This is a genomic window from Pseudomonas sp. GR 6-02 (genome assembly GCF_001655615.1).
Classification (GTDB): Bacteria; Pseudomonadota; Gammaproteobacteria; order Pseudomonadales; family Pseudomonadaceae; genus Aquipseudomonas.
Window position 1 is genome coordinate 2,727,813 of record NZ_CP011567.1, and the last position, 14,257, is coordinate 2,742,069.

A 14,257-nucleotide genomic window follows, 5' to 3' on the forward strand; every position below is an offset into this window, starting at 1 on the left:
AATATTGACGAGGCATTCCACATGACAAAAATCATCAAGCTCAAGACCGGTTCCCCGTTTGAAGATCAGGCCAGCTATTCGCGCCTGGTGGTCGTGGACAACTGGATCTACGTGTCCAACACCGCAGGCCGCAACCCACAAACCAAGCTGATTCCGGAAGGTATCCTCGAGCAGACGCATCAAGTGTTTGCCAACATCGAGGCGGCCCTGGCGGCGGTCGATGCGAGCCTGGCGGACGTGGTGTGTTCGCGGGTGTTCATCCAGGACCCCAAGGACGTACCGGCTGTGATGACCCTGATCGGCGAAAAGTTTCGCGGCGTTGACCCTGCCAGCACCGTCACCTGTCCGCCCTTGGGGTCGACGGTCTACAAGGTGGAGCTGGAAGTGACGGCGTATCGCAACGCGTCGAAGGCGCAAGTTGAAGTCATTCGACTGTCGCAGTAACTGTCACGCGGCCATGCGCAGGCGTGGCCTACCTCATTCGTTTACCGAGTCTTGATCATGGCACCCACTATAGCGCCCGTGAAAACGTCTACCGTGTTTCCCTCCGCAACCTCCGTCGTCATCATTGGCGGCGGGATTATCGGCCTGACTGCAGCGTTGACATTGGCCGAACGCAATATTGCGGTGGTGGTGCTGGAAAAAGGTCGTATCGCCGGCGAGCAGTCGTCACGCAACCTGGGCTGGGTACGCAAGACCAGCCGCCATGCGGCCGATATCCCCCTGGCCCTCGCCGCTGACCGTCTGTGGGCAAAGATGCCTGAGCGGGTAGGGGCGGATGTCGGGTATCGCCAGGAGGGCATCATGTTCGTGGGCCGCAACCCATCGCAGATGGCGATGCATGAGGGATGGCTCAAGTCGGTGGAGCATTTGTCGCTGGATTCACGGCTGCTCAGCAAGCGCGAGATTGACGCGTTGGTGCCCGGTGGCGTGGGTGAATGGGCCGGTGGCATCTTCACGCCGTCCGATGCGCGTGCCGAACCGACGCTGGCAAGCAGCGCTATCGCCAAGGCCGCCATGGCCCTGGGTGTGGTGATTATCGAGCAGTGCGCGGTACGGACGCTGCAAATGTCCGCTGGCACCGTCAGTGGCGTGGTCACCGAGCAAGGTGAGATTCGCTGTGATCATGTGCTGCTGGCTGGGGGGATGTGGTCACGGCGTTTTCTGGGCAACCTCGGTGTGTCGTTGCCGACCTTGCCCTTGACCTGCTCGGTGCTACGTACTCACCCAATGGAGGGGCCGACGGAAATTGCTGTCGGCGCACCGGACTTTTCGTTTCGCAAGCACAAGGACGGCGGCTTCATCATTACCCAGCGCGGCAAACTGGATGCCTTCCTGACCCTCGACCACCTGTTGCTTGCCAAGCAATACATGCCGCAGTTCCGTGCGCAACGCAGCGTTCTGAACGTGTCGTTGGGCAAGCCTTTTTTCAATGACCTGGCGCTTGCCCGGCGTTGGAAATCCGACAGTGTCAGCCCGTTCGAGCGCGTCAGGGTGCAGGACCCGGCCGCCAACCCGCGGCTCAATAACGATGCGATGAACAACCTCATTGCGGCCTGGCCGGTGTTTGAACAGGCGCGGATCGCCCAGGCCTGGGCAGGCACTATTGATGTCACACCCGATTCGAATCCTGTCATTGGGCCGGTCGCGCAGATTCCGGGGCTGACCGTGGCCACCGGCTTCTCGGGGCACGGCTTCGGCACGTCGCCGGCGGCAGGTCACCTCGCGGCGGATCTCGTCAGCGGTCATGCGCCGATCATTGATCCAAGCCCTTATCGGTTCGATCGTTTCTAGGTCGGTCGAAGCCACGCATATAAGGAACCAAACGATGCCTTCTGACAGCTGTTTCTTTACCAACCGATCTGGCTTGCGCCTGCACTTTTTGCGCTGGGGTGAATCCACCGGTGTGCCTCTGGTGCTATTGCATGGCTTGCGGGCCTATGCCCAAACCTGGGAATCGCTGGTGCAATCTCTGGGTGCAGGCTACTGCATCTATGCCCTGGACCAGCGCGGTCGAGGACTGAGTGACTGGGCCGCGCCCGGCAGCTACCACACGCAGTCGTATGTCGAGGACCTCGAGGACTTGGTCGCCCATGTTGGCTTGTCGCGTTTTGTATTGCTGGGGCACTCATTAGGGGGCGCCAACGCCCTTGAATATGCGCGGCAAAATCCGGAGCGATTGATTGGCTTGATGATCGAGGACATCGGCCCCGGCTCCTCAATCCAGGGCGATGGCGCCGCGCGCATTCGCCGCGAAATGAGCCAGACGCCTTTGCAGTTCGATAGCTGGGAGGCGGCCCGCACATTCTGGCAGGCTTCGCGCCCTGGGTTGTCGGAACAGGGCCTGGCATCAAGGCTCACTCATTCGATGAAAGAGAGCGATGGCGTGATCACCTGGCGCCATGATCAGCAGGGTATTGCCGAGGCGCGCCTGAGTATCGAGCCGACGGACCTATGGCCGGCGGTACGCGCGCTGGATTGCCCGACCCTGTTCATTCGCGGCGGCCGCTCGGACTTTCTGCCACCCGCGATGTTGCAGGCGATGAGCGCCAGCAATCCGTACGTCCAGACGGTGGAGGTCGCAGGCGCCAGTCACTATGTACACGATGATCAAGGCGAGGTGTTCAACGCGCTGGTCGCAGGCTTTCTCAAAAGCCTTGAGCTCCCGGGCCAATGAAACCCACGGCACGGTGAGAATCAAACCGGCGATGGAAACCCCATTGACCGCCATGCGTCGGGTTGAATTGGCGATTGAGGCGGGCATTCCTGCGGGTGCACTGATTCAGCTGGCGGGTCTGGACTTGAAGACACCACTCAAGACAAAGGCATAACGTTCCGGGCGGATGTAGAAGGTCGTACGGTCGCAGCAGCGACCGTCGGCAAACCAGGAGGTGCGCTCCATGACCAGCAGTGCCGCGCCACGTTTGATGTGCAAGGCACTGGCCAGGTGTTTATCGGCTTCTTGCGCGCGGATCGCCAGATCGGCTCGGGTGACCGCCATGCCAGTGATCGACTCGAGAATGGAGTAAATCGGTTGATGCTCGACTTCAGTCCAGACCACGCTGGCCAATTCGGCTGGTAAATGGCTGCGGCCCAGTGCGATGGGTTCGTCATCGACGAAATGCAGTCGTTCCAGAAGCAGGCAATCGTCCGCTTCTTCAAACAAACCACGCAATGCCTCTGGAACCGGCTGCAGGGTATGGCTGATGACGCGCATGCTCGGTTCGAGCCCTTGCAGCAACAAGGCTTCATGAAAACTACGCAACGCGTCCAGGCCGTGCCGCACCTGTTTGGCCGCCACGAAGGTGCCTTTGCCTTGTTTGCGCTCTACCACGCCGTCGTCGCTGAGTTTGCCCACCGCCAGGCGAACGGTGACGCGGCTCACCGCAAAACGTTTACCCAGCTCTGCTTCTGACGGCAGCTTGCCGCTGGGCTCAAAGTCGCCACGTTGAATCTCTTCCAGCAATTGCTGGGCAATCTGCTCGTAGAGTGAGGTGGTGCTGTCGCGAAGAATGGACGTAGACACTGTCGGTTTCCATGGCCTTGGAGGAGGGCGGTGCGCCTTCACTTCTAAGGTTATAAAAATAGGTTATTGGGACGACTTGTATTAATACGTATTATGTCAGGTATTCCCATTGTAAACGACCTGACGACACTTGCCATGTTCAAAACCCTCCCTTACGCACAGCAGCAAGCCGATGCGCTGACGGTCGATGACATCAGCTTCAGCTACCCCAATGGGCATCGCGTGTTTTCCTCTTTCAGCCTGAACGCCAGGCCCGGTGAGTTCGTTGCGATCCTGGGGCCATCCGGTTGCGGGAAAACCACCTTGCTGAACTTGTTGTCAGGTTTTGTGCAACCGCAAAGTGGTCAGATCAGTATCAACCAGACGGCGGTGCGTCCAGAGCGTTCGGAGTTGGGTTATGTGTTTCAGGCGCCGCAGTTGTTTCCCTGGTTGAGCGCCTTGGAAAACGTCCGTTTCGGCCTGCGAATGGCGGCTCGGATCAACGAATCGCAGCAGCGTTCTCAAGCCTTGCAGTACCTGCGTCTGGTCGGTCTGGAGAATGCCGCGCATCGGTTGCCGCATCAGTTGTCTGGCGGCATGCAGCAGCGGGTTTCCCTCGCCAGGACCCTGGCATTGGAGCCCAGCGTGTTGCTGATGGATGAGCCATTCGCTGCACTGGATGCCATCAGCCGCAACAGCATGAACGAAGAGACCTTGCGCATCTGGGCCGAACTGGGTCAGACGGTGCTGTTCATTACCCACGATATCGACGAAGCGGTGTTTCTGGCGGATCGGGTCATCGTGCTCAACATCGCCCCCGGCGGTATCCACAGCGAACTGAATATTCATTTGCCGCGCCCTCGCTCCAACCTCAAAACCCGCCGGTTGCCGGCCTTTCTCGATTACCGCAATGAGCTGATGGAGCGCATTTCCCAGGTCATGGAAGTGCCTGCAGCCTCCGCTTACCCAACCCGCCAACCTGAGTTGACAGCATGATCAAACATTCGCTGCTTGCCCTTTCCTTGTCTGTTGCCGCCTTGGCAAGCAGCGTATTCGCCGTGGCTGGCGAAGAGAAACCCTTGCGTGTGGGTTACGTATTCGCCATGGCCAACGCCCCGGCGTTGATCGCCGACAAACAGGGCTACTACCGCGAGGAAGGCTTGAATGTCGATCTCAAGGCCTTGGGCGATGGTCCGGTAATCCAGCAGGCGCTGGCCGCTGGCGAGCTGGATGTGGCCTATGTCGGTACGCCGCCGGTGTATCAATGGTTTTCCCGGGGGCTGCAAAGCCGGATTCTGGCCAAGGTCAATTACGGTCAGGCTGCGGTGATTGTCGACGCCAAGAGTCCGGTTACCGCCCTGGATGAACTCAAGGGGAAAAAACTGGCCGGGGTCAAGAAGGGCAGTGGCATGGATGTGCTGCTGCGCGGCTATGTGCTGAAAGAAAAGGCCGGGCTCAATCCTGACAAGGATCTGGACATCATCGACATGCCACCCGGCAATATGAACGCGGCGCTGGAGCGCGGCATTGTCGATGCGGCGTTTTCCTGGGAACCCTTTGTCAGCCAGTCGTTGTTGCGCGGGTCGAGCCGGATCCTGCTCGACGTCAATCAGGCGCTGCCGAATTACCCTTGGTACGTGGTGATCGCCTTACCCAAAACCTTGCAGGAGCGACCGGACGATGTGGTGAAGCTGCTGCGTGCGCACCGCAAGGCCATCGCCTTTCTCAACGAGCACCCCGATGAGTCGAATCGAATCATCGCCGAGGCGTTCAAGCTTGAAGCGGTGCAAGGCGTAGACGGCAAGACCATCGCCCCGCAAGCCATCGTCGCCCAGGCACGTACCCGGTTGGGCTGGTCAGCGGACTTGCAGCCTGCGGATATTCAATTCATCCAGCGCCTGATGAATTACTCCCACGACCTGGGTTTTATCGATACCACGCTCAAGACCGAACAGATCGTGGATACCTCCTACCTGCAAAAAGCCTCGCACTGAGTCTGTCATGTCCTTGCCAAAACCGAATTGGGGATGGGCGTCACTGCCATTCCTGCTGTTGATCTGGATGGCCCTGGCCAGTCGCTTTCCCACTTACATCCTGCCGCAGCCATGGGATGTTGCCCGCGAGGCTGTGCGCTGGCTGGGCGACAGTTCGCTGTGGCAGCACCTGCGGGCCAGCGTCCTTGAAGAGGTTGGCGGCTTTTGCACGGCGGTGATCGTCGCGATTCTGCTGGGTGCTGCCGGTGGCCTGTCCTCGCGTTTTCGCGATTTCATCTCGCCGCTCAACAGCCTGTTCATGGCCATCCCGCCGATCGCCTGGGCGCCGCTGATCATGATCATTTTTGGCTTGGGCTATGTCTCCATCGTGTTGGTGATTTTCATTGCCGCGATGTTCCCCATGGCCGTGACCATTCAGGAGGGCGTGCAGAGTATCCGCGGCGGTGAAGTCCGTGCGGCACGCACCTTGGGCGCCAACCGCTGGCAACTGCTGGCCCACGTTTACCTGCCGGCCTCGCTGCCCTTCGTGACGGCGGCGTTGCGCATCGGCTTCAGCCAGGGCTGGAGGGCATTGGTCGCGGCGGAAATGATCGGTGCGTCCCAGGGCATCGGCTGGATGGTGTCGACGGGTGGGCAGATCGGCAACAGCAGTCAGGTGCTGCTGGGCATTGTGGTGATCGGCCTGATTGCCTGGCTGATGGAGAGTTTTGTGTTCAGGCGTATCGAGCGTCATTACCAGAAATGGCGAGTGCAGTAAGCATCGTCATTTGACTTCAACCCCCTTCAAACCTTCAGTGGACCACTGCACGAGGTGTCATGTGAGTAACGTTTTCGATCCCCGCGAAGCCGGGTATTACATTGCCCCTCAAGGCCTCTACGAATGCAACAAACAACGCCCGTTTCTGGGCAGCATCCACTGTGATCGTGACACGCTGATTGCTGGCCAATGGGATGAAATCACCTTGGTCTACGAGGTCGGCGGCAGCGGCCTTGCGGACGGCGCCTGGCTGAAACTGGCCTTCAAGTTCTACTCCGACTGGGCCTTGTTCCAGACCTCGAATCCGACTGGCCCCAACTATGTCAGCGCCGAATATCAGGCAGGCGAGCTGGTCCCTGGCCAGAGCCAGGCCTCTGTGCAGCATCTGAAAGTGCGCTTCGACCAGAAGGGGCATGAACGGCCGTTTCAGAAAGCGATCATCATCGACATCATCGACGGTTACCTGAATCCGGGAGACAAAATAATCATTCGCCTGGGCGATCGTCGTCAGGGCGGCGCGGGTACGCGGGTGCAGAGTTTTGTCGAGAAGGACTTCCGTTTCCGTTTGTTCATCGACCCGCTGGGCAGCTCGAAATTTGCCGAGGTGCCGGGTGACCCGCTGCTGAACATCGTGCCGGGACCGGCGCAAAGCGTGCAGTTGATCGTGCCTCGCCTGGTCAGCGCGGGTGAGGCGTTCGACGTACTGCTCAGGGTGGATGATGCCTGGGGCAACACCTGCCGCAACTTGCCGCTCCAAGGTGTCCTGACTCTGGTTGATCCCGAAGGGGGGGAGCGACAACAACCGTTCACCCTGGCGGCTGAAGGTTGGGCGACTGCCCGGCTTGAAGGTTTTGATCTTGGTGCGGTGGGGGAGTGGCGCTTGTCGGCCGAGGTGGCGGTACCTTTTGTGCGTGCCGCTCGGGCGTTTGTCACGGTCGATCCGGCTGGCACTGCATTGCGCCCGCTGTACGCCGACCTGCATGTGCACTCCGATGACACGGTGGGCACCAACGACACCTTGTACAACCTCAGCTACGGTCGCGATGTCGCCGGGCTCGATGTCCTCGGTTACACCGCCAATGATTTCAATATCACTGAGCAGCGCTGGGATCAGGCGGTCAACCTGATTCACGAACTCAATGAACCAGGACGATTTGTTTGCTATCCCGGCACCGAATGGTGCGGCAACTCTTGCGCGGGCGGCGACCGTAATGTGGTGTTCCTGCATGACCGCAAACCCGAGTTTCCCTTCGACAATCAAGGGCGGCTGGTGCGTTCTTTCGAGTGGAACGAGTTCACCGCCGGCACCATCAAGCCGGGTGCCTGGCCGGTGGATGAGTTGTATGCCGCCTATGCCAAGGACCCCGAAGGGCATTTGATGATGCCTCACGTCGGCGGACGCCGTTGCAACCTCGACTGGCACCATCCGGAGCTGGAGCGCCTGATCGAGGTCGGCTCGGCCTGGGGGCAGTTCCATTGGGTCTACGCCGAAGCGCTTCAGCGTGGCTATCGAGTGGGTGCCGCGGCGAACAGCGATGAGCATCAGGGGCGTTGTGGCGGTGGTGTTCCGGCCACGGCGGTGTTCGGCTCTCGCGGCGGGCTGACTGGCGTGGTGGCCGAGGCCTTCGATCGAGCCAGTGTTGGCAAGGCATTTCGCGCCCGTCGCACTTTTGCCACCACCGGCGAGCGTTCATTTGCCAGCCTGCGCCAGGGCCAGCATTTCATGGGTGAAGTGTTCACCGCCGATGCAAATGCCACGCTGGACTATCGACTGCTCGGAGAGGCGGGCTGGGAGCAGGTCGATCTGTTCGATGGCGACAAGCTGATCTGGTCGCGCAACCTGCATCAGGAATTGGGTTTTTCCAGCCAACGTATTCGTCTGCGCCTGGGCGGCGCAAGGATCAAGGACCGTTATCGCGGCGCCTACTGGACCGGCGAGATTCGCGTGACGGGTGCGGTCATCAACGGCTTTCGCGCCTTGGGTCTCGATCACCCCGAACAAACTGTATGGCGCAAGGACGCAACGGTTCTGGCCTTTCGCACCGACACCAACGGCGACACCGACAGCATCGAAATCGACCTGTCGCAATTGGCCGGCGCCACGCTGCAGGTTCATAGCCGCATCGATAACTACATCAAGGTCGGCGACCCGTCTGAACCGCAACCTTACGTGCATGCGCCGACGGTGCTGATGGAGTTGTCCGGCGATGAGTTGCTGGTGCAATCGCAAGTGACCGAAGAGCTGCCGGGCGCGGAGTTGAAGGTGTCCCTCGAAAGGACAACCGCTGGGCCGCTGCCTCGTGAACTGCAAGGGCAAATCGAGCTTGCCCGATTGAATCTGGAGCAGGGGCGTGAACATCCATTGTTCATCTGCGCCCGGCAGCGCGATCAATCCCGAGTCTGGACCTCGGCGCTGTTTCTAACGTTATAAACGGCCATAAAAAGGGCAGCTCAAAAGCTGCCCTTGTCCCAACCCATTCCTTAGGCCGCGGTAAACAGCTTATGCGGATCCATGACGAATTTCTTCGGCGCCCCGGCATCGAACTCGTGGTAACCACGCGGCGCGTCGTCCAGGCTGATCACCTGTACACCGACGACCTCGGCAATCTTGATCCGGTCCCACATGATCGCCTGCATCAGCTGACGGTTGTACTTCATCGTCGGGGTCTGGCCGGTGTGGAAACTGTGGGACTTGGCCCAGCCGAGGCCGAAACGGATGTTCAGGCTGCCATGCTTGGCGGCTTTGTTGACCGCACCCGGGTCTTCGGTGACATACAGACCGGGGATACCGATATTGCCGGCGACCCGCACCACGCCCATCAGCGCGTTGAGCACATCGGCCGGGGCCTCGTGCTGCGCGCCGTCATGGCCGTGGCCACGGGCTTCGAAGCCGACCGCATCGACCGCACAATCGACTTCCGGCTCACCGAGCAGGTTGGCGATTTGCTCGTGCAGCGGAGTGTCCAGGGTCAGGTCGGCGATCTCGAAGCCCTGGGCCTTGGCATGCGCCAGGCGCAGCGGATTGACGTCGCCGACTATCACCACCGCCGCACCCAGCAGACGGGCGGAGGCGGCGGCAGCCAGTCCGACCGGACCGGCGCCGGCGATATACACCGTGCTGCCAGGGCCGACACCGGCGGTCACCGCGCCATGGTAGCCGGTCGGCAGGATATCGGAGAGGCAGGTCAGGTCGCGGATTTTCTCCATTGCCTTGTCGCGGTCGGGCAGCTTCAGCAGGTTGAAGTCGGCATACGGCACCAACACATATTCGGCCTGGCCGCCAACCCAGTCACCCATGTCCACATAGCCATAGGCACCGCCGGGGCGCGCCGGATTGACCGTCAGGCAGACGCCGGTGTGCTGCTCCTTGCAACTGCGACAACGGCCGCAGGCGACGTTGAACGGCACCGATACCAGGTCACCGATCTGCACGTTTTCCACGTCACGGCCCTTCTCGATGACCTCGCCGGTGATCTCATGGCCAAGCACCAGCCCGACCTGGGCCGTGGTCCGGCCACGCACCATATGCTGGTCGGAGCCGCAGATATTGGTCGAAACCACGCGCAGGATCACGCCATGGTCAATGCGCTTGCCGCGCGGGTCTTCCATTTTCGGATAGGGGATGGTTTGCACCTCGACCTTGCCTGCGCCGAGATACACGACACCACGATTACCAGACATGATTTCACCTCGCTTTTGTTGTTGTGAGAACACGGCCCTTGTACTGCGAAGGGTCGCGCGGCCTTACAGTGCGGCGGTAAATGTCTTGCGTTTGCGCGTGAATGCAGATGGGTTGGAAGTCACCTTCCAACGATGCGTGATAAGCCGTCATCGTATTGATCCTACGCCTGGTATCAGCACCCTGCGAGGGCATTTAGCACCCAATTACCCCCCGGTTGGCAGGGCTGGCGCAGGAGTAACGGGCGCTGAACGCCGTGTTTGCCCCCCATCAAAGCACAGCGTTTAAAATATTTTTATCTGATAAATGTTTTATTGACTAAAAAATAATACCGGGTAATTATTTCCCTGCATCTGCTTTCACGCAGAGTCATTTTGCAGGGGAAACCCGATGAGTCAGAACACCGTGCCGTTGCTGGCCAGTCTTTACATTGAGACGAATGAATCGTCACTCCACAGGCGCTTGGCGCCTTCGTTTATGCAGGGTTTTCCGGCCGAGCCGAAACGCCGCGTCACCTGGAACAACTGGATGCGTCCACCGTTCAATCAGTGGGGGTTCCGCAATCTGGCGCGCCTGCGTCCCTCCATTGATGTGGAGGCGGGTGGCGGACCGGTCAGCGTCTTGAAGGAAGCGCCACAAGCGCTGGATGAACTGCACTTCGACAGTGAATGTGGCTTGAGCGTCAGTGTCATCGATCATCTGGTGGTCAGTCAGACCGACGCCTTTTTGGTGATGCAGGGCGACACCGTGCTGTTCGAGCGTTACTTCAACGGCCAGCGTCCCCGCGACCGGCACGTCATGTTCTCGGTGACCAAGTCGCTGATCGGCACCCTGGGGGAGCAACTGGTCTGCGATGGCATCCTCAATCCGGAGTTGCCGGCGGCGTTTTACGTGCCCGAACTGTTGGGCAGCGCGTTTGGCGATGCCACGGTGCGCCAGCTGTTCGACATGGCCGTGGGCATCGACTACAGCGAAGTCTATGACGATCCCAACTCCGAGAGCTCGCAGTACGGCTATGCCTGCGGTTTCCAGCCGGCACCTGCGCAGTACGCTCAGTTCGAGTCGCTGTATCAGTACCTGCCGTCGCTGAAAAAACGCGGCAGTCACGGCGGCTTTTTCCATTACGTGACCGCCACCACCGAAGCCCTGGCCTGGGTCATGGAGCGCGCTTCGGGCAAGGCTTGCAATCAATTGCTGCAAGACATCTGGAGCCAGTTGGGGTGTGAGCGCGACGGCTACTTCATGGCCGATCCTTGGGGGCGTAGCGTTGCCGGTGCCGGTTTCAACGCCACCTTGCGAGACATGGCGCGGTTCGGTCGGCTGCTGGCCAACGACGGTCGCCATGATGGGCTGCAATTGCTGTCGACCGAGACGGTTGCACGCATTTGCTCCGGCTCCGATCCAGCGATCTACGCCAAAAACTCCGAGTTCTCCCAATGGACCCCTGACGCTTCCTACCGCAGCCAGTGGTACGTCTTCAACGACCACAGTCAGGCGATCATGGCCGGCGGTATCCACGGCCAGTACCTGTTCGTCGATAAGCCGTCCGGTGTGGTGATCGTCAAGCAGTCATCGCTGACCGAGGCTGTCAGCCCGTTCGATGCTGACAGCGTGCGCATGCTGCGTGCCATCGCCGCGCACCTTACTCACTGAAACGCCTCATAACGACAAGAAGTTTGCGACCTATTCGCCTGGCTCGACCAGGTGTTGGCGGCGCTTTGCGCCGCCATTCACTGCCCTGTAACAACAATAATCACACAGGAGCTTCATATGGTTCTCATGACGCGTTTCTCTCGAACGCTCTTAGCGGTCGGCTTACCCCTGACCGCCCAAGTCGCACTGGCGGGCTACACCTTCGAGGATGGCAACCTCAAGGGTGAGGTCAACTTCACTGCCGGCGGTGCGACCCTTTCCACCCGTAACGTCAACTTCGGCAGCGGCCGCGTCGATGCGCGCAGTGGCAAGAATGGCGGTACGAAAATCGACTGGCAGGAGCTCTACGTCAAGCCCGGCGTCAAGCTGGAATACGCCCTGCAGCCAGACTTCAGCCTGTTGGCCGGTGGCTCGCTGGTGGCGGCGACCACCTTTGGCGACGGCGATGCCGGCGGCTTCACCCGCAGCTCTGATGGTGATGTAGCCACCGAAGAACTCTACGGTGGTTTCCGGGCCGGGGAGTGGACGCTCACAGCCGGTCGCCAGAACTACATGATCGGCACCGGCTTCATCGTCATGGACGGTAACCTCGACCAACTCAAGGACGGCGCCTACTGGCTTGGCCCCAGAACCGCCTTCAAGGATTCGGCCATCCTGGCCTGGGATCATGGCGCATTGAAGACCCAGGCCTTCACCTTGCGGGTCGATGACGATCTGGGTGACTTCCGCATGACCGGCGCTAACCTGGACTACAACCTCGACGACCAGGTGACACTGGGGGCCATGGCGATGAAGGTCAACGCGCTGGGGCCCAAGGGCAGTACACTGCCACGACGCCGGGACGGGATGCAGGTGTACAACGTGCGTGCGTTGAAGGCCAAAGTACCGGGCGTGCCGGACTTGACCCTGAATGCCGAATACGCCGTGGAACGGGGCAGTGGTGAAGGCGTGGATTACGATGCCAACGCCTGGTACGGTCAGGCGGATTACGCCTTCAACACGTTGCCGCTGACCCCGGTGATCGGCTATCGCTACGCCAGTTTTTCCGGCGACGACAACCTCGCCGACAACCGGCAGAAAGCCTGGGAGTCACTGAGCAAGGGCTTCGTCGACTGGAGCACCTGGCTGGTGGGGGATGTCGTCGGCAACTACCTGCTGTTCAACAGCAACGAAAACGTCCAGCAGTTCTCGCTCAAGACCCACCTCAATGAAACGCTGACCCTCGGCGCGATCCACTATCAGTTCTGGCTGGACGAGAAAAACTACATGGGTGCGCAGGTCAGCGATCGGCGCTTTGCGGACGAGAGTGTGGTTTTCCTCGACTGGACCCCGACGCCGTCGTTCTATACGTCGCTCTCCTATAACTGGGTCAAGCCGCTGGCCGCTGCCAGGCAGGTGTTCGGCGATGACCAGAAATTCAGTGCGCTGGAACTGTACTTCACCTACCGCTATTAAGTGCCGCGAGCCTTCGCGGCCGCGCAGGAGTGCTTCACCATGAACACGTTTTTGCGTAACACCTTATTGGGCGCTGTAGTGTCGTTGCTGGCCAGCGGTGTGTGCCTGGCTGAAGAGCGCACGGTGCGGATCTACAACTGGATCGAATACCTGCCACCTGAAGTGCTCAAGAGCTTCCAGGAGGAAACGGGCATCCGTCCGATCTACGACGTTTTTGACAGTGTCGAAACCCTGGAGTCCAAGCTGCTGACCGGCAATTCCGGGTATGACGTGGTGTACCCCGGCAGCGCCAACCTGAGTCACCTGATCGCCGCCGGTGCCGTCCAGCCGCTGGACCGCAACCAGCTGCCGAACTGGCGGCACCTGGACCCGGAGTTCATGAAAACCCTGGAAGCTGCCGGTGATACGGGCAACCGCTACGCAGCACCGTATCTATGGGGCACCACGCTGATCGGCTACAACGTCGACAAGGTTCAGCAAGTCCTGGGCGCCAATGTGCAGATGAACACCTGGGACATGATCTTCAAGGAAGAGAACCTCGCCAAGCTGGCCAGTTGCGGTGTCGGTTTCCTCGACGCGGCCAATGAAATCGTGCCCATCGCCTTGCACTACAAGGGCCTCGACCCCAACAGCCAGAAGCGCGAAGACTACCCGCAGGCCCAGGCGGCGATGATGAAGATTCGCCCGCACATCACCTACTTCAACTCCTCACGCTACGGCATGGACCTGGCCAACGGTGACATTTGCGTAGCCGTCGGCTGGTCGGGTGGCGTGGCGCTGGCCAAGCAACTGGCCGATGCGGCCGGCAAGGGCGTCAGGGTGGAGATGGCGTTACCCAAGGAAGGCGCGCCGATGTGGTCGGACGTGATGATGGTGCCGACCAACGCCCCCCATACCAAAGAAGCCTATGAGTTCATCAACTACATCCTGCGCCCTGACGTCATTGCCCGGATCAGCAACAAGATCGGTTACCCCAATCCGAACAAGGACGCCACCGCACTGGTGAACGCCGAGATCCGTAATAACCCCAACATGTATGTGCCGGACGAAGCGCGCAAAACACTGTTCGCTCTGCAGCCCATGCCGGCAGCCGTGGAGCGGATCCGCACCCGCACCTGGACCACCATCAAGACCAACCGCTGATCATCGTGACGCCGGGCTCGCCAGCGATGACGCGCCTCGGCTATGGCATGCAGCCAGTCTGGGAGGAGGCT

General features: G+C 60.2%; 12 protein-coding genes and 1 pseudogene. 11 read left to right on the forward strand and 2 right to left on the reverse strand.

Going from position 1 to position 14,257, the window contains the following annotated elements; all coding sequences use genetic code 11:
* Positions 1-21 precede the first annotated feature (21 nt).
* The 4 genes and pseudogenes from PGR6_RS12230 to PGR6_RS30730 all read left to right on the forward strand — a co-directional run.
* Positions 22-444, forward strand: coding sequence for a RidA family protein (locus tag PGR6_RS12230; protein WP_064617313.1), 423 nt, complete (start codon positions 22-24; stop codon positions 442-444).
* A 57-nt stretch (positions 445-501) separates the two neighbouring features.
* A complete protein-coding gene (locus PGR6_RS12235; RefSeq protein ID WP_026345799.1) occupies positions 502-1,794 on the forward strand; it encodes an NAD(P)/FAD-dependent oxidoreductase in 1,293 nt (430 codons plus the stop codon).
* A gap of 34 nt (positions 1,795-1,828) precedes the next feature.
* Complete coding sequence (locus tag PGR6_RS12240; RefSeq protein WP_064617315.1) at positions 1,829-2,677, forward strand: alpha/beta fold hydrolase; 849 nt, start codon at positions 1,829-1,831, stop codon at positions 2,675-2,677.
* Between the two features lie 10 nt (positions 2,678-2,687).
* Positions 2,688-2,795 (forward strand): annotated as a pseudogene (locus tag PGR6_RS30730) (aldehyde dehydrogenase family protein); the annotation flags it as partial.
* Here the strand turns inward: PGR6_RS30730 and PGR6_RS12245 are convergent.
* Positions 2,783-3,526 (reverse strand): GntR family transcriptional regulator, encoded by a 744-nt coding sequence (locus PGR6_RS12245; protein WP_019578600.1) that lies wholly within the window; start codon positions 3,524-3,526, stop codon positions 2,783-2,785. The pseudogene PGR6_RS30730 and the gene PGR6_RS12245 overlap by 13 nt on opposite strands.
* A gap of 135 nt (positions 3,527-3,661) precedes the next feature.
* On the opposite strand from PGR6_RS12245, the gene PGR6_RS12250 reads away from it, so the two are divergent.
* The 4 genes from PGR6_RS12250 to PGR6_RS12265 all read left to right on the forward strand — a co-directional run bounded on the left by PGR6_RS12250 (position 3,662) and on the right by PGR6_RS12265 (position 8,687).
* Entirely contained in the window at positions 3,662-4,501 is an 840-nt protein-coding gene (locus PGR6_RS12250) for an ABC transporter ATP-binding protein (protein ID WP_064617317.1), read from the forward strand.
* Complete coding sequence (locus tag PGR6_RS12255; protein ID WP_064617319.1) at positions 4,498-5,499, forward strand: ABC transporter substrate-binding protein; 1,002 nt, start codon at positions 4,498-4,500, stop codon at positions 5,497-5,499. The genes PGR6_RS12250 and PGR6_RS12255 overlap by 4 nt, the downstream gene beginning before the upstream one ends.
* A 7-nt stretch (positions 5,500-5,506) precedes the next feature.
* Positions 5,507-6,256 carry an ABC transporter permease gene (locus PGR6_RS12260; RefSeq protein ID WP_064617321.1) on the forward strand — a complete coding sequence of 250 codons (750 nt, stop codon included), beginning with the start codon at positions 5,507-5,509 and terminating at the stop codon, positions 6,254-6,256.
* Positions 6,257-6,317: 61 nt separating this feature from the next.
* On the forward strand, positions 6,318-8,687 hold the full coding sequence (locus PGR6_RS12265) for a hypothetical protein (RefSeq protein ID WP_064617323.1): 2,370 nt from the start codon (positions 6,318-6,320) through the stop codon (positions 8,685-8,687).
* A gap of 50 nt (positions 8,688-8,737) precedes the next feature.
* On the opposite strand, the gene fdhA is transcribed toward PGR6_RS12265, so the two are convergent.
* Positions 8,738-9,937 carry a formaldehyde dehydrogenase, glutathione-independent gene (gene fdhA, locus PGR6_RS12270; protein ID WP_018927872.1) on the reverse strand — a complete coding sequence of 400 codons (1,200 nt, stop codon included), beginning with the start codon at positions 9,935-9,937 and terminating at the stop codon, positions 8,738-8,740.
* Positions 9,938-10,325: 388 nt separating this feature from the next.
* Here fdhA and PGR6_RS12275 point away from each other — a divergent pair, with 388 nt between their 5' ends.
* The 3 genes from PGR6_RS12275 to PGR6_RS12285 all read left to right on the forward strand — a co-directional run bounded on the left by PGR6_RS12275 (position 10,326) and on the right by PGR6_RS12285 (position 14,186).
* Positions 10,326-11,588 (forward strand): serine hydrolase domain-containing protein, encoded by a 1,263-nt coding sequence (locus PGR6_RS12275; protein ID WP_064617325.1) that lies wholly within the window; start codon positions 10,326-10,328, stop codon positions 11,586-11,588.
* Between the two features lie 117 nt (positions 11,589-11,705).
* Positions 11,706-13,043, forward strand: a complete 1,338-nt coding sequence (locus PGR6_RS12280; protein WP_018927874.1) for an alginate export family protein — start codon at positions 11,706-11,708, stop codon at positions 13,041-13,043.
* Between the two features lie 39 nt (positions 13,044-13,082).
* Positions 13,083-14,186 carry a polyamine ABC transporter substrate-binding protein gene (locus PGR6_RS12285; RefSeq protein WP_064617327.1) on the forward strand — a complete coding sequence of 368 codons (1,104 nt, stop codon included), beginning with the start codon at positions 13,083-13,085 and terminating at the stop codon, positions 14,184-14,186.
* The last annotated feature ends 71 nt before the right edge of the window (positions 14,187-14,257 follow it).